Raw genomic sequence first — 25,999 nt, forward strand, 5'->3', positions numbered from 1 at the left:
GCCTCACCCTCCTGACGGGAGTGAGGCCACCGGCCTGGGCCTGGGGTTCGCGGCGCGACGGGCCGAGCGGGCGGATCAGGCCAGCTTGTCCGCCTGGGCGGTGACGAGGTCGGCGGGGAAGGGGAAGTCCTCGCCGGACGCGACGGCGGCCCCGGCGTTGATCAGCGAGAAGTGCGCGAGGGTCGCGCCGTCCCGGAACACCAGCACCTTCCACGGGGAGTCCTCGCCGTCGACGGAGGTGACCGCGGTGAACGCCACCGCCTCCTCGCCGCCCTCGGGCGCGGTGTCCTCGGTGACCTTGGTCACGGACAGTTCCTCACCGCCCACGCTCACCTCGAACCCCCCGGCCGCACACGCGGCGACGGCGTCGCCGAGCGACGTGAGCGCCTCGGCGGCGGCGTCGGCGCTCGGGTAGGAGGCGAGGGTGACCATGCCGGTGTTGAGGTTCAGGAAGTCCTCTTCGGAGCTGCCGCCACCGCTGTCTCCTCCGGTGACCCGACGATAGGCGGCTGCGTCGGCTTCCCCCACGGTCGTCCCGGCCACCGTCCGCCCGACCGGCAGGCACGGGTCGTCGCTCACCTCCACGGCCTCCACGACCGAGATGTCCGCCTCGGGCGCCTCGACGAACTCGTACCCGGCCAGGTCCGTCTTCGTGAGCGACGCCGCGTCCAGCTCGGCGGCGGTCAGCGGCTTCGCGTCGCTGACGGCGGAGGCGGACGCGGGGGCGCTGGAGTCTCCGGCTCCTCCCTCACTGCCGGTGTCGGTGTCGCCACCGCAGGCGGTGAGGAGGGCGAGGGAGAGGAGGGCGGTGACGGCCGGGACGGCGGTGCGGAGACGGGGGTGGCGTATGCCGGATCTGTTCACGTTGTGCTTTGTTCGCTTTCTCTGTTCTTTCAAGACGACTGACACATCATCAGTCGTTTCTGCTCATTAACCCAACTTGGCGAGTTGGGCGTTGACGACGACTGCGGGCACGGAGAATCCCTCGGCGGCGCCACCGTCCGGCACGGCGCTGAGGTAGGCGACGATGTTCCCCTTCCGGAGAACCATTGCCTTCACAGGCGTCTCCGCTCCGTCCCCCCGAACCACCGCACCCAGCCCCATCGCCTGATCCGCACCTTCGGGGGCGATCTCCGGGGCGGCCTTCTCGAACTTCCGCTCCACCCCGTCCACGGTCGCGGTGAAGCCGTCCGCGCACTCGGCGGCGGATACGGCGAGGGTGTCCATCACGGACTCGGCCTGCCCGTCGGCGTATTCAGCGAGCGCGATCGTCACCGCCGCCCCCTCGCCGACGGCCTCCCGGACCTCCATGGACACCGGCTCCCCCACCACGACACCGGACAGGGCCCGACCCAAGGGCGCACATCCGTCCTGCGCGACCTGCACCTCGCGCAGGCCATCCGCCTGGGAGACGGCGAATCCATCCACCTCACGGGAGGCCAGCGACAGCTTCCCCAGCCCTCTTGCTTCCGCCGTGCCGCTTTCCTGCGTGACCGGCTTGAGGAGGTCCTCAGCGGTACCACCGCCTCCGCCACTGGCCACGCTGCAAGCCGACAGCAGCATGCCCAGCACCCCCGTCAGACCGGACCGCCCCCAACGCCCCATGCGTCCTCCGTAAGTTGTTGGGTGGCCCAGGAGGGCCGGGTGTGGCCTATGGGTTCTTGCCTTCAGTGGCTTCGGCCGACGCGGTCGCCGGGACTGCCATGGAAGCGGCGCGGGCCCAGCAGACCGCGCTGCCCGGCGAGGATGCCGCCGCGCAGATCGTGGCCGACCTGGCCGGGCAGATCCTGGTCCTGGACAACTGGCTGAAGCGGATCGACAAGCAGATCCGCGACACGTTCCGCGGCCACTCCCAGGCCGGGATCATCGAATCTCTGCCCGGCATGGGCCCGATACTCGGGGCGGAGTTGGTTGTCGCCGCCGGCGACTTGTCCGCCTACGCGGATGCCGGCCACCTGGCCTCCGCAGCCGGACTCGTGCCGGTCCCACGCAACTCCGGGCGCCGCACAGGCACCCTGCACCGGCCAAAGCGCTACAGCCGCCGTCTGCGACGGGTGTTCTACCTGTCCGCGCAGACCAGCATCATCCGCGACGGGCCGAACCGGGACTTCTACCTCAAGAAGCGCGGCGAGGGGTGCAAGCACGTCCAGGCCATCATCGCCCTGGGCCGCCGACGGGCCAGCGTCCTGTGGGCACTCATGCGTGACAACCGGGCGTTCACCCCCGCCCCGCCGGTCACGCAAGCGCCATGACTTCAGCATTGAGACTCCCCTTCGCTCTGCCTCTACTGTCGCGTCCAGGCGAAGCTCTGCGGCAGCACTCCGTCCTCCCAAAGGCGGTCAAGTCTGGTGAAGAACCTGGGCAAGCTCGCGTCGAACTCTTCCCACGCCGTCCGATCCAACTCCCGCCACGGATCAGAGATGATCAGGCCAGGCGGCAAAGCGCCAGTTGAGCCGGACATCTTGCGGCACACAGCACACCATGTATAGCTGATCACAGCAGGACGATTCGCGTGTTGCACATTTCTGAGGTAGGTACGGACCGAAACATTTCCGCATGAAGGGCAAAGCCACTCTGACTGGTCCCGGAGGAAGTCTCGTTCTCGCCCGAGAGCCTCGATCTCCACGGGCGTGAACCGCGTTACCTTAATCACGAACCCGTCCTTCGCCTGAAAACGCCGAGCATAGCTTGCCCGTATGCCTCAGCAGCGGACTCTGTTCCACCCATAGAACCTGGCCAAGTGGCATACGTCCGGTGATGGTAGATCTCGTGGAAGATCGTAGCCACAGCCGTATTCATATCAGCCAGTCCCATGTTGGAGATCTGGATTACCGGACGTCCTCGCGGGCCCAGATTCGGTATTCCGTCACCGTCGTGAGGGCTGTTCGCGTACGCAGATAGGCCATCTCCTGCGGTGCGAATCTCTGGCACGTGCACGATGTCGTACTCGGAGACGCTCATGTCGGCCCTACCAAGTGCCATCTTCACCTGCTTGATGCTGACAGCAGCGCCGTTCTTCCCTCCAGGAGCAGCCTGCGGGTCGGGCTTGCAGTTGTGCACCAGGACCGGCGCATCCCCAGCCACCACATAGTACGTATGCAGATCACTGACGGTCAGGTTGTGAACCGTCGCATCGGTGGCCGTCCACCGTTCCACCGCCGTGATCTGGACATACGTGCCGGCGCTGGTGCGCAGCCAGTCGCCTGAGGTCAGGTCGGTGGCGTCGATCCACTCGCCCAGTTCCGGGACCCAGAACGGGTGGCCGTCCGTGGCTGTGATTTCCGATGTCTGGGTGTCGGTCACCGCGATCGTGAGCTTTACCAGGTTCTTGGCGCCCTCGCCCTGGATCTCGGCGATGACCGTTTCCGCGGCCGATTCGCCGGACTCCGGGTCGGTGGCCTGGACCTGGTCGCCGTTTCTCACCTGTTCGATCGGCTTGGTGGTGCCGTCGGCCATCAGGACCTGGGTGCCGGGGACGAAGCTGTTGGCGGGGTCGCAGGTTTCGGTGCCCTCGCCGGACGGCTTCGAGGGCTTGGCCTTGGCCTGGGGCTCGGGCGCCGCCTTCTTCGCCTCCGCCTTCTTCGTCTTCTGTACCGCGTTGCCGGTTTTCTCGGCCGCCTTCTTGGCCGCACGGGTCGCGGCTTCCTGGGCCTTCTTCTTCAGCTGGGCCGCCCGCTGCGCCGCCAGGCGTTTGGCCTCCTTCGCCTTGCGGGCCGCCTCACGGGCCTTCTTGGCCATCTCGATGATCTTGCGGGCCTTCTCCTTGGCCTTCATCCACGCCTGGATCGCGCCCGCGATACGGTCCAGGGCCTTCACCACGGCCCCGATCTTGAAGATGGCCCCCCAGGGCAGCGCGCTGACCAGCAGGCTTCCGCACGACCACAGGTCACCCCGGGAGAAGCAGCCCTCGACGTCGTCCCAGCCGATCAGCCCCTTCAGGACGCCCCAGCCGTTCGAGAGGATGACGTCCCCGATGGTCATGTTCAGCTGGCCCTGAGCCCATGCCTCGTCATAGGTCGTCGGGCCGCTGCTGCCACCGCCCCCGCCGCCGTCCGCACGTGACATCAGTCCCGTCGGGTCGGCGAAGGTGACCGGGTTGTTCTCGCAGTACACGTATCCGTTCATCTGGACCGGGTCCGCCAGGTCCAGGACCGGGTCCGGGGACAGGAAGCGGCCGGTCGTCGGGTCGTAGAGCCGAGCGCCCAGATGGACCAGGCCCGCGCCCGCGTCCTCGGTGCCGCCGATGTAGCCCTCGTGCGAGCGCCAGGACGACGACTCCGTACGCTCCACGCCGAAGGGGTCGGTCTTGGAGAATTTGACCCTGTTGCCGGTGGCCAGCGCGACATTGATGTACGCCGTGCCGTTCTGGTCGGTGATCTGCGCCGACAGTTCCGCCGCCGCCGAGCCCTGCGCGTGCCGCATGACCGTCGGGGCGCCCGGCTGGGAGTAGTAGCGCTCGGTGTAGGCGGCGCCGCCGGCCGCGTTGACCGAGATCGTCGACTCGCCGAGGTACAGGGTGCGTTCGGTCGCCGAGACCGACATCAGGCGGCTGCCGTCACCGCCGTAGATGTACGTCGTCGCCTTGTCCGGCACCCATGACTGGGCCTGTCCGGCCGTGTCGCAGGTGTACAGCTGGAGGTCCGTGCTGTCGGTGGAGTTGGCGGCCGGTACGTCGAGGCACTTGCCGGAGCTGACGTGCTTGAGCTTGTTGCCCGCGGGCAGTGACGTCCACTGCTGGCCCGCCGCGCCCGTGCAGTCGGCGATCACCACCGGGGTGCCGTTCGCCGTGGCACCGTTCTTGGGCACCGCGCACTTGCCGAGGATCTTCAGCGCGCCCGTCGAGGGAGTCGCGGCGGAGGCCGGGTCGATCCGCAGTTTCTGCGCCTTGGAGCCGTTGCAGGTGTACAGCTGGAGCGGGGTGCCGGGGGTCGTCAGCGACGACGCCAGGTCCAGGCACTTGTTCGCCAGGCCCAGCCAGGCACCGGAGCCGTTCTCACCGAAGCCGGTGACCGACTCGACCTGGCCGTCCCAGGTCCAGGTCAGCGCCTGCTCGGAACCGTCGGCCGTGCGGGTCTCGGTGTTGCCCGCGTCGTCGTACGTCAGCGAGGCCGCCTCGGTCACCTGCGCGCCCGAGTCGGCGGTGTAGGTCGAGGACGTGCCGGTCAGGGTGTGCGGCTGGCTGCCGTCCGCGTTGCCGTACGAGTACTCCGTCGTCGCGTCCTTGGCGGTGTTCAGCCCCGGGTCGTGCTCGACCAACTGCTCGCGGTTGCCCAGCGCGTCGTACGTATAGCTCTGCCAGTAACCGCTGTTGGCGGCGGTCACGTTGGTCGTGCCGTTGGCGTACTTCGGGGCGGCCAGGGTCTGGCCCGCGGCGACGCACGAGGCCGGCGCCGTCCACGCCTGGGTCAGCTGTCCCAGGCCGTCGTAGGTGAAGCACTGGCGATCGGTCACCGAGTTGGACGTGTCCGCGATCGAGGTGATGTTGCCCGCCGGGTCGTAGGCGTAGCCCCGGGAGTTGACGCGGTTGCCCGTGACCCCCGTGGTGTCGCTGGTCGACTGGCGGTCGACGATGCTCTGGGTCAGCTCACCCGTGGCCTCGTCGAACAGGTTTGTCGTCCACACCCGGTTGGAGTTCTCTCCGCTGACCGTGCGCAGCACCTGGCCGTAGGGGGAGTACGAGGTCTGGGAGGTGTACCAGGCCAGGCCGGAGGTGGAGACGGGCAGGCCGTCCTCGTTGTAGCGGATGGCGAGTTTCTCGGCCGGGAGGGTGCCGACCGCCGGAAGGTTGACCGCCTCCAGCTGGCCCAGGTCCGAGTACTCGAAGGCGTAGGTGTACTGGGGCTGGAGGTGGTACGCCATCGCGACGGACTCGGGGATGGTGATCTTCTGGCCGGTCGGCTGGTAGTCGGCCGTGTAGCCGGTCACCGCGGTGGTGTACGCCTGGCCGTCGGTGTAGCGGGTCTGCGAGGTGGGAAGGCCCGCCCCGCCGATCAGGGAGTCGTACACCGTCTTCGTCAGCGGGGTCCCGGTGGCGGAGCCCTCGCGCTGTTCGGTGGGGCGGCCCAGGACGTCGTAGTCCGTGTGGACGGCCGCGTTCTCGGTCGTGACCAGCGTGGGCCGGTCCATGACGTCGTAGGCCGTGGTGGTGGTACCGGCGTCCGGGTCCACCGCCTCGGTCTCCCGGCCGCGGGCGTCGTACGTCCAGGTCCAGAGGTTGCCCTCGGAGTCCTCGGCCGCCACCCGGTCGCCGCGCGCGTCGTAGGTGTACGTCGTCGCGCGGTGCGCGGAGCGCAGGGCGTCGGTGTAGGTGTCGACGCGTACCGTGCGGCCGAGCGCGTCGGACCAGGTGCGCTGCGCGGGGGCGCCCTGCGGCGGGATCACCGTGGAGTTGTCGTACCCGTACTCGTAGCGGGTCGCCTTGGCGGGGACCTCCTGGCCGTTGAGGTACGGGGTCTCCGCCAGGGTGCGGCCCACCCCGTCGTACGAGTACAGGGTGGCGTTGGGGACCTGGTAGTCCGACTTCAGGTCGAACGGCTCGGCCGTCGGGGTGCCCTCGGCGAAGTAGGCGTTGTTGGTCTGCCGGATGGTGCCGTCGGCGCTGTACAGGGTGTCGGTGATCAGCCGGCCGTCGCCGACCGCCGGTTCCTGGCGCTGGCGTTCCCGGCCCAGGCCGTCGTAGATGACGACGGACGCCTCGTAGTCGCCCTCGGCGGTGAGCGCCTCGGTGGTGATCGAGACGGGCTGGCCGATGGTGGTGCTGTAGCTGAACCTCGCCGACGGGGACTGTGTGGTCGGCCGGGTCGGTGCCCACACCTCGGTGGAGCGGCCCAGCGCGTCGTAGGCGAACGTCGTGGTACGGCCGTTGGCGTCGCGCTCGGACAGCGCCACCCCGCGGCCGGGCTCCAGCTCGGTGACCTCGCTGTGCTGGAGCGCGTTGGTGGTCTCGATCTCGTAGACCTGGCCCTGCGCCGGGCGGTAGACGGTGGTGGACGGGTTGCCCTCGGCGTCCTTGGTGGAGGTCGTGCGGCCGTAGGAGTCGTAGGCGATCTCGCCGTCCTTCACCCAGCCGCCGCCCGCGCCGGTGACGGCCCAGGTGATGGTGGGGCTCGGGGAGGCCGGGATGGCCGTGGCGCTGTACGCCGTGGCGCCGTCGTAGCCGATCCGGGAGCCGTCGATCCAGTCCGCGGCGGTCGCGGTCGCCGCCTGCGCGCAGGTGCCGGCGGTGGTGAGGGTCTGCGCGGCCAGACCGATGAGGTGCTTGGTCGTGTTGTGGACGTACGACATGACGGTGCAGTTCTCGTCGCCCGTCCGGCCCGTGTCGCCCTGGTCCTCGACCTGGGTGGGCAGGCCGTAGGTGTTGTCGTAGGTGTAGACGGTCTTCAGCGAGCGCCAGGTGCGGGTGTCCTCGCCCGTGCCCGAGGAGCGGGTGAAGGTCAGGCTCTGGCTGTCCAGGACCCGGTAGGCCTCCAGGGGCGGGATGCCCAGGTCGCGGGTGCGGGTCGCCAGCAGGACGGACCTGGGGTAGTCGACACTGCGCGTCAGCAGCTCACCGTTGTACTTCGCGTACGTCAGCGTCTCGGCGACCCGGCCCGCGTACTGCTTGTGGTCGACGGCGATGGGATCGCCGGCGCTGTCGCTGACGGTGACCGAGCGGGAGCCGCCCCCGGGGAGCGGGTCGCCGTCCATGCCCCGGAAGTACCGGAGTTCGGTCATGCCGCGCTGGGTGGACATATAGGCGGTGGAGGAGTCCGCGCCGGTGATCGTGCGCACTCTGGCGTAGCCGCGCCACTGGTCGTAGGTGCGGGTCTTCTTCTTGGAGAACTCCGCCTGGTTCAGCGCCCAGGCGGCTCCGCCGAGATACTCGTACGAGGTGGTGACGGGCGGGACGCCGGTGAGGGCGGGCAGTTCCTGGACGGATGCGACGCGGTATTTGTAGAACCAGTCGATCTTCTCGACGTCCGGGTCCGCGTGCCAGTACACCGGGTAGCACAGACCGGTGTTCTCGTGCGGTTCGGGGAAGTCCCCGCCGACCTTGCAGTCGTCGGCCGGGTTCTCGTAGGTGACGAGGGTCTCGCCGCCGTACTCGCTCACCACCCGCTGGACGCGGAGCCGGTCGAAGGCCGGGTTCGGGTCGTCGGCGCCGCGTTTGACGCGGTTGGGCATCGAGACGCTGTTGGCGAGGAACTGCACCGGGTTGAGTGTCTGGGGCTCGCCGTCCACGGCGTATCCGGTGCGGGTGATCGACTCCAGCCACAGGGCCGTGCCCTCGTCGGTGAGGTCGGCGGGGAGTGACTGCTGGAGCGTCCAGCTGTCCGTCTTCGACAGGGCGGTGGAGCCCTCGGTGCGCTGGGTCCAGGTGGTCACCTGGGCCAGGCGTTTGCGCGACCAGAAGGTGGGGACGGGGACGTAGCACTCCTTGCCCGCGGCGCAGTACAGGTCGGCCGGGGTGTCGTACCAGATGCGGTTCCTGGCGAACTCGCCGGAGGTGAAGTTGTCGTTGCTGTCGGTCTCCGACGTGCAGGCGAGGTCGCCTTCCTTGAAGCAGCGTTCGTCGACGTCGAAGGTGACCTGCGCGATCGGGGCCGCGTACATGTCGGCGCTGGTCAGGCCGTACTCGATGCGCCTGAGGTAGCCCGCGCGGTCGTAGCTGACCGGGGTCTCGTACCCGTTGTTCTTCGCGTAGTGGTTCTTCTCCTTGGTCCAGTACAGCGACATGGCGTTGCCGTCGGTGTCGACGACGTAGTCCAGGTTCCAGCGCCATGCCTGGGCGCAGAAGGAGCCCGCGAAGTCGCCCGCCTGGTAGCAGGGTTCGCCCTCCTGGTTGCCGGCGACGGGGACGGTGAGCGTGGAGTTGGTCGTCGGGTCGCCGGTGCCGAAGCCGGGCAGCAGATGCCGTCCGAACCAGTACTGGGTGCCGTCCCGGGTGGTGACCCGCCAGTACTCGCCGTCGGCGTCGCCGTTGCCGAAGCCGGTGTATCTCAGCAGTTCGACGCGCGAGCCGTCGCCGTTGGCGGTGACCCACTTGTCGCCGTACGGGGAGGTCGCGCTGTCGGGCAGGACCAGCTCGGTGGTGGCCCCGCCCAGTGTGAGGGTCGCGTTGTAGGAGCCCCAGCACAGGTCGCTGGTCTTCTTGGCGCTGTTGTTGCCGTCCTCCTGGTCGTCCTGGCAGGAGGTGTAGGTGCGGGTGATGGAGCCCGGGTTGTACTCCCAGCCGTCGCCGACCCAGGACGGCTGGTTGTTGGAGGCGGAGGTACGGCCGTCCACCGACTGGGAGTTGTAGTCGAACGACACGGACGGCGAGGGGCCGCCGGGGACGGACGGGATCTGGAGCGGATAGCCGTAGCTGAACGCGCCGGAGTTGCCGCCCGCGGACCACGAGCCCGCGCTGACCAGGGGGGTCGCGCCGAAGTCGCCCTTGGAGCCGGACCCGGAGTCGGTGGCGAGCAGGACGGAGGAGCCGGAGTCGGAGGCCGCCTGTGCGAGGGACGCGAGCTGGACGGCGTCCGCGTCGCCCGGTCCGTCGTGGAGCGCGTCGGTGACCGTGCCCACGGAGCCGGCGGACGCGGTGGAGGCGGTGGAGGCGGTGGACGCCGTGGGTTCCGTGGACGCGGTGGATTCCGTGGACGCGGTGGATTCCGTGGTGCCGCCCGCGGCGAGGGTCTCGGAGTCGACGGTCGCGAGGATCTTGCGCTCGTACACCGGTTTGCCGTCGGTGTCCGTGCCGGTCTGCTCGACGACGTTGTCGGTCACCACGTCGGTCGGCTCCGCGCAGCCCGCCGTGTCCGGCGTGGTCAGGAAGCACGCCGGATACTGCACGAACGACAGGCGGTCGGCCCAGTTGGCGCCGTACAGCTCGGAGAAGTCCGTGTAGTCCAGGGCGATGACCGCGTCCCCGGTGGCGGTGGCGGGCGGGGTGACGGTGAGGGCGACGCCCTCGATGGCGGTGGTGGCCAGCTCGGCCTGACCGGCCAGCGAGACCTGCCACTCCCCTTCCAGGGCGGTGGCCTGGGCCGGGTCGGCGTCCGTGGGGGCGCCGATCTCGACGGGCAGGGCCGTGCTGCCGTCCTGGCTGCTGATCGGCACCAGCTCGCCGGGGGTCAGACCCGTGAGGTCCTTGGCGACGGTGCCGCCCTCGGGGGCGGTGACCTGGGTCGGCTCGTACTCGGCGGGCTGCTCGGCCTCACTGGTCGTCAGCTCGGCCAGGTCGCCGCCGGTTTCGCCCTCCGCCGTCTCCGCGACGGGCAGGTCGACCAGGTCGACGCCGCTGCGGTCGTCCGCCGGCGGCAGCGCCGCGGCGGCGGGTGCGACGCCGGCCACCAGCGCCACCACGAGCGCGCCGATCACCCCGGTACGCACCCTCATCCGTGCCTGGCGGCCGGTCCGCGTCAGGACGCGTTCCCGTCTGCCGCTCCAAGAAAGTGATCCCCACACAGCGGCAGCCCCCGCGGACACAGTTCCTTCACCTTGAGGTCACGAATGCTGAACGACTGGTTCACGCAAAGTCAACACTTGTGAAATGGATCACGGAACGAATTCCCGCAGGTTTATCAAAAGCTGCTCAATGAATTGTTTTCCGTGAAGATCAACTCAATACAGGCGGCAGCCTTCGTCAAATGTGCTCGCCCTGTGTGTATTTGGCACGGAACACCCCGAGACGCGAAGCAGCAGCTCGGCTCACCCTCCAAGAGGGGTGAACGACACCCGCCGCTCCACATCCGAGGTAACGGAATGGCAAAGACAAAGGGGCTGTAGCGCAATTCCCCGCCATCAGCCATGCTCTGTGCTCGCTTTCCTGGCCGCCTTTGCGCCCGCCTGAAAAGCGACACAGAGTCTGAAGAGTTCCGGGCTTTCCGGAGCTTCAGGGGGAGGGGACGAAAAGCCCATGGAACGTCGTCGCTTCGGCCTGCCCGCAGCCGGGCGCGGCCGAGCGGGGCTGGCCGCCGTGGTCGCCGCCGCGCTCGGCTTCGGACTGCTCGCCGTACCGCTGCTCGACGGCGGCGACGCCCCTGGCGCCGGGGGGTCAGGCGGGTCCGACGGGTCCACCGGGTCCTCCCGGACGGAGCAGGCGGCCGGCCCGCTCGACGAGGACGCGGCCCAGACCCGTGCCGTCTCCACGGGTGAGCGCGTCGAGGTGACCGCGCTGCGCGACGAGACGTCCACGACCTACGCGCGGCCCGACGGCAGCTTCGAACTGGTCACCTACGCCGCTCCCGTACGGGCGAAGGTGGACGGCGCCTGGCGGCCGATCGACACCCGGCTCGCCCGGACCGGCGAGGGCTGGGCGGCCGAGGCCGTCGTCGACCCGGTGGTGTTCTCGGCGGGCGGTGACGGCTCCGGCGCCGGTCCGCAGGGGGCCGCACGGGTGGAACCGGCGGTGTTCACCGCCGGGGAGGGCGGACGCACCCTGCGGATCGCCGACGAGACCGCCGAGTACACCGAGTTGGCGACGCTCACCAGCGACGGGCACGAGGTGACCCTCAGTTGGCCGGGACCGCTGCCCGCCCCGGTGATCAGCGGCTCCAGCGCCCTGTACCGCGGTGTCCTGGACGGCGTCGATCTGATGCTGACCGCCCAGGAGAGCGGCTTCAGCCAGGTGCTCATCGTGCACAGCGCGGCCGACGCGGCGAATCCGGCGCTCACCTCGCTGTCCTACGGGCTGTCGTCCCCGGATCTGACCTTCCATCTGGACCCGGTCACCAAGGTCGTCACCGGCCGGGACCGCGACGGGGAGGAGATCGCCGTCTCCCCCACGCCGTACATGTGGGACTCGGCGGGCGAGTACGCCGTCACCGAGGGACCCGATCCCGAGCCCACCGCGGAACCCGCCGAGCCCACACCGTCGTACTCGCAGGAGCCGGACGCACCCATCGGCGAGGAGACGCTCGCGCCGGATGCCGGGAGCGACAGCGCGGCGCCGACCGAGGAGCCGGTGCCGGCGCCCCCGGCCACCGAGGAGACCGAACCGCCCGCCGAGGAAACCGATCCGCCCGGCGGCGAAACCCCTGTGGCCACCGGCGAACCGGATCCGCCGGCCGGCGACGCCGATCCCGCCGCTCACCGAGGAGACCCGGCACCGGGCGCCGACGCCGTCCCGCGCACCCCGTACCGGAACGGGACGGACGGCACCGGGCCCTCCGGCGACGCCCTGCGCACGGCCCTCGACGACTCCGAGGTGTTCGCGCTGCCCGGGCTCGCCGGACCCGACCCCGGGACCCATATGGCCGTGGTCGAGGCCGGACTGACCGAGCCCGGCACCACGGCCACCGGCCTGTCCATCGTCCCCGACGCCCAGCTGCTGGCGGACCCGGGCACGGTCTACCCGGTCTTCATCGACCCCACCATCTACGGCAAGACCAAGCACTGGACGACGGCGTACAAGAAATACCCCAGCTCCAGCTTCTACGACGGAACCAACTACAACACCGGTACCACCGAGGCCCGCGTCGGCTTCGAGTCGACGACCTGGGGGCTGTCCCGGTCCTTCTTCACCCTCGGCTGGTCGACCAGCATCAAGGGCGCGCAGGTCTCCTCCGCCTCCATCGAGCTGCGTGAGACGTACTCCTGGTCGTGCAGCGCACGCGAGATGCAGGTGTGGCTGACGGGGGGCATCTCCTCCAAGACCACCTGGAACAACCAGCCGGACTGGAAGTCGGAGATCGGCACGAAATCCTTCGCGCACGGCTACAACTCCAGTTGCCCCGACGCGTACGTCACCTACGACGCCAAGTCCGTCGCCCAGGACGCGGCCGACGGCGGCTGGTCCTCCCTGACCATCGGGCTGCGCGCCACCACCGAGGACTCCGCGTACGGGTGGAAGAAGTTCCGCGCGGAGAGCGACAGCGCGCCCAAGCTGAGGCTCGTCTACAACCGCAAGCCGAAGACCCCGACCGCGGTGACGATGTCCCCCGGCAACGCCTGCGACAAGACCTCGCCCTACCTCCACATCGGCAAACGGAACGTGATTCTGTCGGCGGCCTCCTCCGACCCCGACGACACCTCCCTCCAGCAGGACCTGAAGTACCTGGACTTCGAGCTGTGGCACACCGGCGCCACGACCAAGATCCTGAACCGGAACGTCGTGGTGACCAGCACCGGCAAGGCATCGGTGGAGATCGGGAAGGAGTTCTTCACCGACGGCTGGACCTACTCCTGGCGGGTACGCGCCATCGACCAGAGCGGAGCCGCCTCGGCGTACGCCCCCACCGCCAGCCCAGGGGTGTGCCGGTTCGTCTTCGACAGCAGCAAACCGAACGAACCGATCGTCACGTCCACCGCGTTCCCGGCGGCCGACGACGACGGCACGATCTGGTCCGCCGTGAAGTTCGGCACGCCCGGCGTCTTCACCCTCGCCCCGGACGACGACACCGACGTCACCCGGTTCGAGTGGTCCTTCAACACCACCAGCTACAGCAGCGGGAAGAACGTCACCGCGGGAAGCTCCACCACCGTGTCCCTGTCACCGCCGATGGCGGGACCCAACGTGCTGTACACGCGGGCCGTGGACAGCGCGGGAAATCCCTCACTGGGCGCGAAGTACCTGTTCTACGTCACCCCGCGCGACAAGGCCGACGAACCGGGCGACCTGACCGGCGACGGCACTCCCGATGTGCTCGGCATCAGCGCCGCCGGCAATCTGTGGATGTACCCGTCCACCACCACCGGTGACCTGCATGTCTCGCTGTCCGCCGCGCACGACGACGGCATCGGACTGCTGACCGACCCCGACCGCGACGGCACGGACCACCTGCCGGGCTACTGGATGGGACCCGACGGCGAGCCCGCGCTGATCGCCCACGGCGGCGACGCCCTCGGCGCCGACGGGATCGGCGATGTCTTCGCCCGGATGCCCGACGGCGAGCTGTACATCTACCCCGGTGACGGCTACGGCAGCGTCGACATCTCCCGGCGCATGAGCGTACGGCTGCCCGCGGGCTCGCCCGATCCGGCGACGCTCGACCAGATCGTGGTGGGCGACTACGACCTCGACGGCCGGACCGACCTGTTCGCCACCGCGGCGGGCGGCGCGCTGTGGGCCTTCGACGGCTACACCGGCGCCACCTTCCTGCACGTCACCAAGATCTCCGCGACGGCCTGGCTGGAACGGGACCTCGTGTCCGTCGGCGACCACGACGACGACGGCGCACCCGATCTGCTGTGGCGCTCCGAGGCCAGCAGCAGGCTGCTGCTGCGCTACGGGGTCGGGGACAGCGCGGGCGGATCCACGATCGCCTCGCTGTCGACGGCCGCGGCGTCCAGAACGGGTGCCGACACGGTCTACGCGGAGGGCTGGGACACCACGACCGTCCCCGTGACCCATCTGCGCGGCACCCCGGACGTCAACGGCGACGGCATCCCCGACCTGTGGGCGGTGGCCGGTGACAACGCCGTCCACTTCTACCAGGGCGGGGCGTCGGTCCTCGGCTCGCATGTCGCCGTGATCAGCCCGGACAGCGACTGGCGGACCGGGCAGCTGACGCTCGGCTGAGCCGCGCCCGGCCGAGCCCCGCGGTCACCGGCCGACGCCCTCTCCCGGGTGTCGGCCGGTGCTGCTCACGGCTCCCGTCGCACTCCGTTGTCCGTGCGCCCCGCCGGGTGGAACGGGCCCGCGTGGTCCAGCAGGCCCGTCCGGGCGGCCAGGGCGGCGGCCTCCAGGCGGGAGCCGACGCCCAGTTTCATCAGGACGCGCTGGACGTGGGTGCGGGCCGTGGAAGGGGCGATGCCCATGCCGGCGGCGATCAGACGGGTGTCCTCGCCGTCGGCGACCCGGACCAGGACCTCCACCTCGCGCGGGGTGAGCATCCGCAGCAGCCGCTGGCCCTCGTCGTCGGGCTGGGCCACCGGGTTGAGGAGTTCGCTGAACGCGCCCTGGAGGAGCTGCGGCGCGACCGCCGCCTCTCCGGCGCGGGCCTTCATGATGGCGCGTTCCACACCCTCTATCCGCTCGTCGTGCCGTACGTACCCGGACGCGCCGGCCGCGAACGCCGCCGCGATACCGCGCGGGCTCGGCACCGGCCCCAGGACCAGCACCGCGACCTGCGGGCGCTCCCGCTTGATCTTCGCCACCGGGTCGAACGTGCCCGGTTCGGCCGGTGTCGCCGTCCCCAGCAGGCACACTTCCGGTGCCCGCGCGATCACCAGTTCCGCCGCGCCCGCGGCGGGTGCCGCCGCGGCGAGCACCCGGTGCCCGCGCAGCTTCAATGCCGAGGCCAGCGCCTCGGCCAGCAGTCGGTGGTCATCGACCACCATCAGCCGCACTCCCATCGAGACCCCCCAGTCCCCCAGTCCCCCCAATGGATGCCCAAGGTCAGGACCCGTGCACCCGGGCCCTGGGCACCCCGGCCCTTCATGCCCCCGGAAGCTACACGCTTGTTCGACATTGCGCTCCCCCTACCGGAGAGAAGTGCCCCGGATCGCCGAAAATCCTCGGATTCGAGGGTGTTGCGCGAAACGCGCACGGCCCCGCCCCTGAGCTGGTGCCGGGCGATACGCGACCGCGCCTGGCGATACGCGACGGCGCGGGGCGATGCGCGGCGGACGGAGCGTGCGCGCGGGGCGGGAGGAAGCGCGCGCACGGCGCCGGGCTACGGCTTCGCGCCGAAGCCCAGGGCCGTGAACACCTCCTCGCCCTCGCTGAACGGCTTGCTGATCAGCTTCTTGCCCAGGAACAGCCGGCCATCGGTGTACCGCACCTCCGCCGAGCGCGGCACCATCTTGCTGATCGCGTCCCGCACGGACTCGTCGCCCGGGGTCTGGAGCAGCGTGGTCTGCTCCAGCGTCGAGCCGTTCACCGAAACGATCTGGTCACCCCCGTCGTACGGCCCCTCCTTGTACGCGAGGACATCGCCGCCGTCCATCCGCAGCGGGAAGACCGTGTACCGGTCCCCGGCGTCGATCCGGTCGCCGGTCGTCTTCCCGGTCTCCAGGGAGAACGCCACGATCTCGTTCGTGCTGCCGTAGTCCGTGCCGCCGTCGTGCTCCGCCGTCGGCACCCACAGCTTGCCGTTGCCGACCACGATCCCGTCGCAGCCGTCGGTACGGCTGATCTCGCAGCGGTGGTTGTACTCACCGTCCCTGAGGGCGATCTTGTAGAGCAGCTTGCCGCTGTCGTCGAGCGAGAAGACGTCCGAGGCGCCCGAGGCGGTGATGTCGGCGGAGTCCAGGCCGAAGACGACCGGCTTCGTCGAGATCACCTTGATGTTCTCCAGCCCGGCCGGCAGCTGGTAACTCCAGGTCACCGCGCCCGTCTTCGGGTCGATCAGCTGGACCTCGTACCTCTCGTCGCCGTACTCCCCGCACTTGTGCACCGCGACCAGTTGCTCACCGCCCGCGTACCCGACGTCCATGCAGTTGCTGACCTTCGGCTGCCACAGCACCTTCCCGGTGGTGACGTCGAAGGCCGCGCCGCCGGTGAAGCCGCCGCCGACCGCGACCGTGCCGCCGGTGATGCTGGCCTCCGCGAACACCACCTCGGCGTCATTGACGGTGACGCTCTTGCTCCACAGCTTCTTGCCGGTGGCGACCTGGAACGCGGTGATCTGTGTGCAGGGCTCGTGATCGCCCTCCGCGTTGCGCTTACGGGTCTCCGAGAGCACCACGCTCGTCCCGTCACCGGCGATCTGGCGGGAGAAGCCGCAGGTCTGGCCGGTGAGCGGCAGCGTCCACCGCTCGTCGCCGGTGTCGGGGTCGTACCCGACGACCTCGTTCACCCCGCTCTTGGCGTAGATCCCGTCGGTCAGCCAGGAGCCGGCGACACTCTCGATCTGCTCGCCCTTCACGGCGGGCGCGGGGATCTGGAACAGCACATCGGCCGCCGGGTCCGCGGGCACCCTCTCCGTGCCCTTCGGTACGGAGTCCTCGCTCCCCCCGGAACCGCTCGCCTCGCCCTCCCCCTCGCCCTCGCCGCCGGTCGCGCCGCCCGACGCCGCCGTGTCGTCCTTGCCGCCGCCGGAGGACTGCGCGTACCAGACGCCCCCTCCGACGATCAGCGCGATGGCCACGACCGCCGCGAGGATGATCGCCAGCTGCGCGTTGATCTTCCGCCCGCCGGAGCCGGGCCCCTGTCCGGGCTGCGCCTGGAGCGGGACGGTGGGCTGCGGGTAGCCGTAGCCCTGGCCATAGGTGGGCGGGGGCTGTTGGGCGTACGGGTTCGGCTGCTGGCCCGGGTAGCCGTATCCCGGCGTGGGGGCGGGGACGGGGGCGGGGGTGGGCGACAGTGGCTGGGGTGGTGCCGGGTAGCCGTAGCCGGGGGGTGGCTGTGGGGGCTGGTACGGGGGCTGGTACGGCGGCTGTGCGGGCTGCGGGGGCTGGTCCTGGGGCGGGCCGAAGCCTCCCCCTTGCACAGGCCCCTGCACAGGCCCTTGCGGGGGTCCCTGCGCGGGCCCCTGCTCGGGCTGGTGGGGCGGCGGGGGCGGGGGCTGGGTCATGACGGAGTACCTCGGTGGATCGGAGCGAGCGGACGGCGAACGGACAGCGACCGCACGGGGAGCGGACGGACAGTCAGCGGACGGGGACGGAGGCGGGAGCGGCTGCGGGCCGACACGGTCCCGCCCGTCTACTCGCCGTACGCCAGCATCAGCTTCTCCTTCGCGTCGTCGTTGCCGGTCAGCCTGGTCGTGGACAGGTACAGCCGCCCGTCCGCCCAGGCCAGGTCGCGGGAGAAGAAGCCGCCCTCGACCTCGGAGGCGCCCTGCGGGTTCTGGAGCAGCGTGGTGGGCTCGGCGTCGCCGGTGGTCGGGATGGACACCACCCGGCCGCCCGTGCCGTAGGACGCCTGGACGTACGCGATCAGCTTCCCGTTCTCCACCTGGAGCGGCAGCATCGCCTCCTCCGCCGGGGACTTCACCCGCCACTTCTCCTTGCCGTCGGCGAGGCCGACGGCGACGATCTCGTTGGCGCCCGTGGTGGCCTCGGTCGGCAGATAGAGGGTGTCGCTGTCGACGGCGACGCCCTGGCAGCCCGTCAGATCGCGCTGGAGGACGGCCCAGCCGCACTCGGGTGCGAAGTTCTCGTCGAAGGCGACCTGGGAGGTGAAGGCGCCGTCGTCACCCAGCATGGAGATGTTCCACTGCTGCTTCTCCTCGTGGGTGCTGTAGACCACCAGCGGGTCCAGGGAGTAGGTCCGCGCGACGCGCCACCCGGCGTCGAACCGCTGCGTCCAGCTGACCGCGCCGGTCCGCGGGTCCAGTTCCCGCATCTCGTCGTGCACGTCGTCCGTGCCCGCGCCGCAGGAGGCGACCTGGACCAGTCGTCCGGCGCCGCCCGCGAACGCGGCCGGGAAGCACGTCTCGTCGTACTTCTTGGTCTCGAACAGCTTCTTGCCGGTGTTGACGTCGTACGCCGTCCCGGACTGCGAGCGGCCCACCATCAGGGTGTCGTCCACCAGGGTCAGTTCCACGGTGAGCGTGCTGTCGAAGAGCGCCCCGTCGGGGACCTCGCTCTTCCAGCCCTTGGCGCCGGTGGCCAGGTCGATCTGCTGGAGCTGGTTGCACTCGGCACGGTCGCTGGTGCCGCTCATATAGGCGACGACGATCTTGTCGTCGTCGCTCCGGCCCGGCGTGACCGCGCAGATCTCCTGCGGGAAAGTGATCGGGTCCCAGGTGGGTGCGCCGTCCTCGACGTCGAAGGCGAAGAGCTGTTTGTACGCGGCCTTCACCGCCGTCTCGTCGGTGATCCACATGCCGAGGGCGTCGGCGCCGTCACCGGGCGCGTCCGGCGCCTCCTTGTACCAGAGCACCCGTGACTCACCGGGCAGGCGGCCCTCGTTGAGGTCCTCCGGGTCGGCGCCGCCGTCGCCGCTGCCGTCCCCGGGGTTGACCGGGGTGTCGGACGCGGACGGCTTGGCGTCGTCGCTCTTCTCGGCGACCGGCGTGTTGTCCTTGCCGCTCCCGCCGTCGCCGCGCGTGACCGCGAACACCGTGCCGCCCACCACGAGCAGGACCGCCAGGGCCGCGCCGATGACCATCGCGGGCTTGCCTTTGAAGGGGCCGCGCGGACCGGGGCCGGGGGGCGGTGGGGTGGGGGCGCCGGGAACGCCGGGTGCCCCGGGGGCTCCGGGGGCTCCGGGGGCTCCTGGTGCTCCTGGGTGCGGGGCCTGCGGATAGCCGTAGCCGTAGCCAGGGCCATGGCCGGGCTGGGCGCCGTACGGCCCCGGCTGCTGCGGGTAGCCGTACGGACCGGGCTGACCGTAGCCGGGCTGGCCGTAACCCGGCGTGGCGTACGGGCCGCTCGTGGGCGGGGCGGGTGGGGCGGGTGGGGTGCCGTAGGGCCCGCTCTGGGGCGGAGGGCCGTACGGGCCGGGCTGCTGCGGGTAGCCGTACCCGGGCTGCGGTGGACCGGCGGCGGGCGGGGCCTGCGCGGGCGGTGGCGGCTGTGGCGGCTGGTCCTGCGGTGGCTGTGGCGGCTGGTCCTGCGGTGCTCCGAAACCGCCCTGCGGCGGCTGCTGATCGGGCGGCTGAGCCATCAGCGTGTCCCCCTCGCTCACTGATTTTTAGCCACGCCTCTGCGGTTCCCGATCGGTTCCCGACCTGTTCCAGATGGACCCGGACGCGCTCTCAGACTGTTCTCAGACGGCCCTTTCTATCACCCGGCACCGACAGCGCACCGGGGCGGCGCAGCCCCTGTTCCCAAGGGAGCACCGCCCCGTGACGACCCCGTTATGCACCTTCACGCCCCCTTCACGAGGCGTTCCCGTCCCGCCCTTCCACGGACTCCTGCGTCACGCGTCTTCGGCCAGTTCCAGCCAGCGCGTCTCCAGTTCCTCGCGCTCGCCCGCCAACGCGCGCAGCTCGGCGTCCAGTTCGGCGACCTTCGCGAAGTCGGTGGCGTCGGCGGCGATCCGGTCGTGCAGCTTGGTCTCCTTCTCGGAGACGCGGTCCAGCTGGCGTTCGATCTTCTGGAGTTCCTTCTTCGCGGCGCGCTGGTCGGCGGCGCTCTTCTCGGCGGCGGGCCGGGCGGGCGCGGCGGCGGCCGGGGCGGCTGCGGCGGCGGCCTCCTCCATGCGCCGGCGGCGCTCCAGGTACTCGTCGATACCGCGCGGCAGCATCCGCAGCGTGCCGTCACCGAGCAGGGCGAACACCCGGTCGGTGGTGCGCTCGACGAAGAACCGGTCGTGGGAGATGACGATCATCGAGCCGGGCCAGCCGTCGAGGACGTCCTCCAGCTGGGTCAGGGTCTCGATGTCGAGGTCGTTGGTGGGCTCGTCGAGGAAGAGGACGTTGGGCTCGTCCATCAGCAGGCGCAGCAGTTGGAGCCTGCGGCGCTCACCGCCGGAGAGGTCGCCGACCGGCGTCCACTGCTTCTCCTTGGTGAAGCCGAACGTCTCGCAGAGCTGCCCGGCGGTCATCTCGCGCCCCTTGCCGAGGTCCACGCGCTCGCGCACCTGCTGCACGGCCTCCAGGACCCGCAGGGTGGGGGCGAGTTCGGCGACCTCCTGGGAGAGATAGGCCAGCTTCACGGTCCGGCCGACGGCGATCCGCCCGGCGACGGGCTGGGTCTCGCCGCCGCTGCGGGCGGCGTCGGCGAGGGCGCGCAGCAGGGAGGTCTTCCCTGCGCCGTTCACCCCGACCAGGCCGATCCGGTCGCCGGGGCCGAGCTGCCAGGTGACGTGCTTGAGCAGCACCTTGGGCCCGGCCTGGACGGTGATGTCCTCCAGGTCGAAGACGGTCTTGCCGAGCCGTGTGGACGCGAACCGCATCAGCTCGGAGCTGTCGCGCGGCGGCGGCACGTCCTTGATCAGCTCGTTGGCGGCCTCCACGCGAAAGCGCGGCTTGGAGGTGCGGGCGGGGGCGCCGCGGCGCAGCCAGGCCAGCTCCTTGCGGACCAGGTTCTGCCGCTTTACCTCCTCGGTGGCGGCGATCCGCTCGCGCTCGGCGCGGGCGAAGACATAGTCGGAGTAGCCGCCCTCGTACTCGTAGACCGTGCCGCGCTGGACGTCCCACATGCGGGTGCAGACCTGGTCCAGGAACCAGCGGTCGTGGGTGACGCAGACGAGTGCGGAGCGGCGCTCGCGCAGATGCCGGGCGAGCCAGGAGATGCCCTCGACGTCGAGGTGGTTGGTGGGCTCGTCCAGGACGAGGAGGTCCTGCTCCTCGATGAGGAGTTTGGCGAGCGCGATGCGGCGCCGCTCACCGCCGGAGAGCGGGCCGATGACGGTGTCCAGGCCCTTGGGGAAGCCGGGCAGGTCGAGGCCCCCGAAGAGGCCGGTGAGTACGTCCCTGACCTTGGCGTTGCCCGCCCACTCGTGGTCGGCCATGTCGCCGATCACCTCGTGGCGCACGGTGGCCTCGGGGTCGAGCGAGTCGTGCTGGGTCAGCACGCCCTGGCGCAGCCCGCCGGACTGGGTGACCCGGCCGGTGTCGGCGTCCTCCAGCTTGGCCAGCATCCGGATCAGCGTCGTCTTGCCGTCGCCGTTGCGGCCCACCACGCCGATCCGGTCGCCCTCGGAGACGCCGAGGGAGACTCCGTCCAGCAGGGCACGGGTGCCGTACACCTTGCCGACGTTCTCGACATTGACCAGATTGACGGCCATTTCTCTCCATATACGCGGGGGACGGTCAGCGTTCCAGCGTATGCCCTGGGGGGAAAGGCGCGGCGCGCGAGGGGGTTGTCACTCTTTGTGATGATGCGATCGGGGATGGGCCGCAGACGTGGCGGGCAGGCCGCAAGATCCCGCCCATGGGAGAAACCATGAGCGCCGAGGCCGCGGAGCACCGCTCCCCATGGCCGGTGCCGCCGGAGAACGGCTACACCGTGGACGACCTGTTCACCTTGCCGGATCTCCCGCCGCACACCCAGTTGATCGACGGGAGCCTCGTCTTCGTGAGTACGCAGCGCATCTACCAGGTCCTGGTGATCGACATGCTGATGACGGGGCTGGGGCGAACGGTGCCGCCGGAGCTGATGCCCGTCCGGCAGATGGCCGTGAGACTCGATGACCGCAACGCTCCGGAGCAGGACATCATGGTGATCCGCGCCGATGCCCTGACCGATCTCGACCAGTGCCATTTCGCGGCCCGGGACGTGCTGCTCGCCGTTTCGGTGGTCTCGCCGCAGTCCGAGGGCCGGGACCGCGTGACCAAACCGATGAAGTACGCCGCCGCCGGGGTTCCGCACTATTGGCGCGTCGAGCGGGACGGGGTCACGGACCAGCCGATCGCCCACGTCTACGAACTCGACCCGCTCACCCGGTCGTACGTGCACATGGGCCTCCAGCGTGACCGTGTCAGGGTCGCCGAGCCCTACGCCATCGACATCGGCCTGACGATCACCAAGCCCTGACGGCACGACCCCGGTCAGACCGCTGTCGCCCCGGCCGCCGGGGCCTGTGCCACCCGCGCCGAGCGGCAGGTGGCGGACGCCGTGAGCGCCTCCGCCACCTTCCCGGCCGACTCGGCGTCCCGCACCAGAAACGCCGTCGTCGGTCCCGATCCCGAGACCAGCGCCGCGAGCGCGCCCGCCTCCCGGCCCGCCGCCAGTGTGTCGGCCAGCTCCGGGAAGAGGGAGAGCGCGGCGGGCTGGAGGTCGTTGGAGACGGCGGCGGCGAGGGCGTCGGGGTCGCCCTTGGCGAGGGCGTGCAGCAGCGGCTCGGACGCCACCGGCTCCGGGATCGTACGGCCCTCGGCGAGGCGGTCGAACTCCCGGAAGACGGCGGGCGTCGACAGCCCCCGCGCGGCCCTCGCGAACACCCAGTGGAACGTCCCGCCGACGTCCAGCGGCGTCAGCTTCTCGCCCCGCCCGGTGCCCAGCGCCGCCCCGCCGACCAGGCTGAACGGTACGTCGCTGCCCAACTCGGCGCAGATGTCGAGGAGTTCCTCGCGCGAGGCGCCCGTGCCCCACAGGGTGTCGCAGGCGAGCAGCGCGCCCGCGCCGTCCGCGCTGCCGCCCGCCATGCCCCCGGCGACGGGGATGTCCTTGGCGATGTGGACATGGACGTCGGGGGTACGGCCGTACCGCTCGGCGAGGATGATCGCGGCCCGCGCGGCGAGGTTCGTACGGTCCAGGGGGACCTGGCCGGCGTCCGGGCCGGTGCAGGTGATCCGCAGTTCGGCGGCCGGGGTGACCGTCACCTCGTCGTAGAGGCCGACGGCGAGGAAGACATTGGCCAGGTCGTGGAAGCCGTCGGGGCGGGCCGCGCCGACCGCGAGCTGGACATTGACCTTGGCCGGGACGCGTACCGTCACGCTCACTTGGCTGCTCTCCTCGTGCTCGGCGATCGGCTCGTGGTGGTCTTCGGTGCGTTGCGCTGGTCTTCGGGTGCCTGTGCTGGTCTTTGGCGCGTCGCGCTCGGCGACGGTGTATTGGTGCCGGCCCGGGTCACCTAGTGCTGGTCCCCGGTCCTCTTGTGCTGGTCGGCGATCACCTTGCGCTCGGCGGTGATCGCCTCGTGCTCAGCGGTACTCGCCTGCTGCTCGGCGGTGATCCCTTTGTGCTCGGCGATCCGGGCGAACTCCTCGACGGTCAGGGACTCGCCGCGGGCCTGGGGCGAGACGCCCGCCGCGACGAGGGCCGCCTCGGCCGCCGCCGCCGATCCGGCCCAGCCGGCCAGCGCGGCCCGCAGCGTCTTGCGGCGCTGGGCGAACGCGGCGTCCACGGCGGCGAAGACCTCCGCCTTGGAGGCGGTGGTCCGCACCGGCTCCGCACGGCGGGTCAGGGCGACCAGCCCGCTGTCGACGTTCGGCGCGGGCCAGAAGACACTGCGGCCGATCGCCCCGGCGCGCTTCACGTCCGCGTACCAGTTGGCCTTCACCGAGGGGACGCCGTACACCTTCGAGCCGGGCGGGGCGGCCAGCCGGTCGGCGACCTCCGCCTGCACCATCACGAGCGTGCGCTCGATGCTGGGGAAGGTGGCGAGCATGTGCAGCAGGACGGGAACGGCCACGTTGTAGGGGAGGTTGGCGACGAGTGCGGTCGGCGGGGGGCCGGGCAGGGTCTCCACCCGCATCGCGTCGGAGTGCACCAGCGCGAACCGCTCCGCCCGCTCCGGCAGGCGCGCCGCGATGGTCGCGGGCAGCGCGCCGGCGAGTACGTCGTCGATCTCGACGGCCGTGACCCGGTCGGCCACCTCCAGCAGCGCCAGCGTCAGCGAACCGAGCCCCGGCCCGACCTCCACCACCACGTCCTTGGGCCCGACCTCGGCGGTGCGCACGATACGGCGGACCGTGTTGGCGTCGATCACGAAGTTCTGGCCGCGCTGCTTGGTGGGCCGCACACCGAGCGCCCCCGCCAGTTCACGGACATCGGCGGGGCCCAGCAGGGCATCGGTGGAGCTGTTCACGGCACCAGGGTACGGGCCGGGCGGACGGGGCGTGACGGAGTGGGGGAGAGGACGCCTCGGGCACGGGGACCGGGGGCGGCGGGCGGGGGAGCGCTCTTGAGCGCGGGGCGGGGACGCCGTGGACGCGCGGGACGGGGGGCCACCCCCTCGGGTGCGGGAGCCCTCGCGCGCGGAACGGGGCTTCCTCCGGCGCACGGGCTGGGAGACCCCTTTGGATACGAGAGCCCTCGGGGCGCGAGACGGGGACCCTTCGGCGCGAGACGGGAGGCGGCGACGGACGGCGGGCAAGGAGGCCCTTGGGCCGGGGACGGGACCCACATGTGAACCCTCGGCCCGGGACGGGACCCACACGGGAACCCTCGGCCCGGGACGGGACCCACACGGGAACCCTCGGCCCGGGACGGGACCCACACGGCGCGGGACAAGGGGCGGCGGGACCAGGCCAGGCCGGTCAGCCGCCCAGCCGGGCCCCGCAGTGGGGCCACGGGCTCGCCCCGCGCTGGACGTACAGCTTCTTCGCGCGGAGGGTCTGTTCGGTGGCGGGGGCGTCCTGGGGGCGGCCGGAGCCGCCGAGGCTCTGCCAGGTCCGGGTGTCGAACTGGTAGAGGCCGCCGTACGTGCCCGAAGGGTCCACCGCACCGGGACGGCCGCCGGACTCGCAGGCCGCGAGGGCCGGCCAGTCGAGATGGTCGGCGCCCCCCACGGACGTCGGCATCGGCTTGGTGCCCACCCGCACCAGCCTCGTCTCCGGCTCGCGCACCACCTCGGAGCCGACCAGGCGCGGCTTCTGCCGGACCCCGTTGACGCTGCGCACGGCGTACGTGACCCGGCGCAGACCGGGCCGTCCTTCCTGCTCGATGACCTCGCTGCCCCGGAACAGCGCCGGATCATCGGTGCGCCGCACGGCGAACGGGATCGCCTCCTCCCGGACCTCCTGCGAGCCGGTGATCCGCAGCACGGTGACCGTCTGCCCGTCGCGCGGGAAACCGGCCGCCGGGACGGAGAGGGTGTCCTCGCCGCGCAGGGTGATCCCGGCCGCCGCGACCACCTCGCCCACCGTCGCCGCGTTGGTGCGGACCGTACGGGCGCGGCCGTCGGCCATGACGGTGACCGAGCGCTCGGTGCGCACGTCCAGCGTGAGGCCCTCGCGCCCGATGCGCCGGGAGCGCTCGGCGGAGAGATACGCGCCCTCCGCGCGCACCCCGATCTGCCGGAGGGCCTCGCCGACCGTGCGCCCGGTGGTCCACACCTCGTGCCGCTCGCCGTCCAGGGTGAGCCGGACCGGGCGGCCGTAGCGGACGGTGATCTCGTCGCCGCTGGTCAGCGCGGTACCGGGGGCGGGCGCGAGCAGATCGTGGGCGCCCACCTCGACGCCCTGGTCGGCCAGCAGTTCCGTCACGTCGTCGGCGAAGGTGTGCAGCGCGCGGGGGTGCCCGTCGACGGTCAGCTCCACCGCCTTGTCCTTGGCGACGAACGCCGTCGTGCCCCCGGCCAGGAAGGCGACGACCAGCGCCCGGGGCAGGAGGCGGCGGACCGTACCGGCCGGGCCGGGGCGGTGGGGGCGGCGGCGGTGGCCATCGGGTGGGGGAGGTGGTACGGGGGCGCCTGCCTGCCGGGGGAAGTGAACGTCGGCCACGGTGGGGTGCTCGTAGGCGGGCGCATAGGTGTCGTACGAGGACCCGGGCGTGCCGTGCGTGCCATACGCGCCGTGCGTGCCGTACATGTCGT

At 71.0% G+C, this 25,999-nt stretch carries 12 protein-coding genes and 1 pseudogene; 3 read left to right on the plus strand and 10 right to left on the minus strand.

Annotated features, from left to right (window positions below):
* Nucleotides 1–75 precede the first annotated feature (75 nt).
* Nucleotides 76–864, minus strand: coding sequence for a hypothetical protein (locus ACFXAZ_RS12700; protein WP_384588633.1), 789 nt, complete (start codon nt 862–864; stop codon nt 76–78).
* Between the two features lie 66 nt (nt 865–930).
* Nucleotides 931–1,605, minus strand: coding sequence for a hypothetical protein (locus ACFXAZ_RS12705; RefSeq protein WP_384588636.1), 675 nt, complete (start codon nt 1,603–1,605; stop codon nt 931–933).
* Nucleotides 1,606–1,670: 65 nt separating this feature from the next.
* On the opposite strand from ACFXAZ_RS12705, the pseudogene ACFXAZ_RS12710 reads away from it, so the two are divergent.
* A pseudogene (locus ACFXAZ_RS12710) lies at nt 1,671–2,252 on the plus strand (transposase); the annotation flags it as partial.
* 397 nt (nt 2,253–2,649) lie between these two features.
* On the opposite strand, the gene ACFXAZ_RS12715 reads toward ACFXAZ_RS12710, so the two are convergent.
* Nucleotides 2,650–10,356 (minus strand): RHS repeat-associated core domain-containing protein, encoded by a 7,707-nt coding sequence (locus ACFXAZ_RS12715; RefSeq protein WP_384588638.1) that lies wholly within the window; start codon nt 10,354–10,356, stop codon nt 2,650–2,652.
* Between the two features lie 526 nt (nt 10,357–10,882).
* On the opposite strand from ACFXAZ_RS12715, the gene ACFXAZ_RS12720 reads away from it, so the two are divergent.
* Entirely contained in the window at nt 10,883–14,485 is a 3,603-nt protein-coding gene (locus ACFXAZ_RS12720) for a DNRLRE domain-containing protein (RefSeq protein ID WP_384588641.1), read from the plus strand.
* A 65-nt stretch (nt 14,486–14,550) separates the two neighbouring features.
* Here the strand turns inward: ACFXAZ_RS12720 and ACFXAZ_RS12725 are convergent, their stop codons facing one another.
* The 4 genes from ACFXAZ_RS12725 to ACFXAZ_RS12740 form a co-directional block, all read right to left on the minus strand.
* Nucleotides 14,551–15,261, minus strand: coding sequence for a LuxR C-terminal-related transcriptional regulator (locus tag ACFXAZ_RS12725; RefSeq protein WP_384588644.1), 711 nt, complete (start codon nt 15,259–15,261; stop codon nt 14,551–14,553).
* Nucleotides 15,262–15,581: 320 nt separating this feature from the next.
* Nucleotides 15,582–17,423, minus strand: a complete 1,842-nt coding sequence (locus tag ACFXAZ_RS12730) for a PQQ-binding-like beta-propeller repeat protein (RefSeq protein WP_384588648.1) — start codon at nt 17,421–17,423, stop codon at nt 15,582–15,584.
* Between the two features lie 128 nt (nt 17,424–17,551).
* Complete coding sequence (locus ACFXAZ_RS12735) at nt 17,552–19,459, minus strand: PQQ-binding-like beta-propeller repeat protein (RefSeq protein WP_384588651.1); 1,908 nt, start codon at nt 19,457–19,459, stop codon at nt 17,552–17,554.
* Nucleotides 19,460–19,714: 255 nt separating this feature from the next.
* Nucleotides 19,715–21,526 (minus strand): ABC-F family ATP-binding cassette domain-containing protein, encoded by a 1,812-nt coding sequence (locus ACFXAZ_RS12740; RefSeq protein ID WP_384588654.1) that lies wholly within the window; start codon nt 21,524–21,526, stop codon nt 19,715–19,717.
* A 146-nt stretch (nt 21,527–21,672) separates the two neighbouring features.
* On the opposite strand from ACFXAZ_RS12740, the gene ACFXAZ_RS12745 reads away from it, so the two are divergent.
* Nucleotides 21,673–22,275 (plus strand): Uma2 family endonuclease, encoded by a 603-nt coding sequence (locus ACFXAZ_RS12745; RefSeq protein WP_384588657.1) that lies wholly within the window; start codon nt 21,673–21,675, stop codon nt 22,273–22,275.
* Nucleotides 22,276–22,289: 14 nt separating this feature from the next.
* On the opposite strand, the gene ACFXAZ_RS12750 is transcribed toward ACFXAZ_RS12745, so the two are convergent.
* The 3 genes from ACFXAZ_RS12750 to ACFXAZ_RS12760 form a co-directional block, all read right to left on the minus strand.
* Entirely contained in the window at nt 22,290–23,210 is a 921-nt protein-coding gene (locus tag ACFXAZ_RS12750) for a 4-(cytidine 5'-diphospho)-2-C-methyl-D-erythritol kinase (RefSeq protein WP_384588845.1), read from the minus strand.
* A gap of 104 nt (nt 23,211–23,314) precedes the next feature.
* Nucleotides 23,315–24,271 carry a 16S rRNA (adenine(1518)-N(6)/adenine(1519)-N(6))-dimethyltransferase RsmA gene (rsmA, locus tag ACFXAZ_RS12755; protein ID WP_384588659.1) on the minus strand — a complete coding sequence of 319 codons (957 nt, stop codon included), beginning with the start codon at nt 24,269–24,271 and terminating at the stop codon, nt 23,315–23,317.
* Between the two features lie 451 nt (nt 24,272–24,722).
* Nucleotides 24,723–25,994: a ubiquitin-like domain-containing protein gene (locus tag ACFXAZ_RS12760; RefSeq protein ID WP_384588848.1), complete on the minus strand. Its 1,272-nt coding sequence runs from the start codon at nt 25,992–25,994 to the stop codon at nt 24,723–24,725.
* Nucleotides 25,995–25,999 lie beyond the last annotated feature (5 nt).

The sequence above is a fragment of the Streptomyces sp. NPDC059477 genome (genome assembly GCF_042749375.1).
GTDB lineage: Bacteria > Actinomycetota > Actinomycetes > Streptomycetales > Streptomycetaceae > Streptomyces.

Coding starts and splice junctions, on each gene's coding strand:
- ACFXAZ_RS12705 (WP_384588636.1), bottom strand. CDS start 1,605: ATGGGGCGTTGGGGGCGGTCCGGTCTGACGGGGGTGCTGGGCATGCTG.
- ACFXAZ_RS12720 (WP_384588641.1), top strand. CDS start 10,883: ATGGAACGTCGTCGCTTCGGCCTGCCCGCAGCCGGGCGCGGCCGAGCG.
- ACFXAZ_RS12725 (WP_384588644.1), bottom strand. CDS start 15,261: ATGGGAGTGCGGCTGATGGTGGTCGATGACCACCGACTGCTGGCCGAG.
- ACFXAZ_RS12730 (WP_384588648.1), bottom strand. CDS start 17,423: ATGACCCAGCCCCCGCCCCCGCCGCCCCACCAGCCCGAGCAGGGGCCC.
- ACFXAZ_RS12735 (WP_384588651.1), bottom strand. CDS start 19,459: ATGGCTCAGCCGCCCGATCAGCAGCCGCCGCAGGGCGGTTTCGGAGCA.
- ACFXAZ_RS12740 (WP_384588654.1), bottom strand. CDS start 21,526: ATGGCCGTCAATCTGGTCAATGTCGAGAACGTCGGCAAGGTGTACGGC.
- ACFXAZ_RS12745 (WP_384588657.1), top strand. CDS start 21,673: ATGGGAGAAACCATGAGCGCCGAGGCCGCGGAGCACCGCTCCCCATGG.
- ACFXAZ_RS12760 (WP_384588848.1), bottom strand. CDS start 25,994: ATGTACGGCACGCACGGCGCGTATGGCACGCACGGCACGCCCGGGTCC.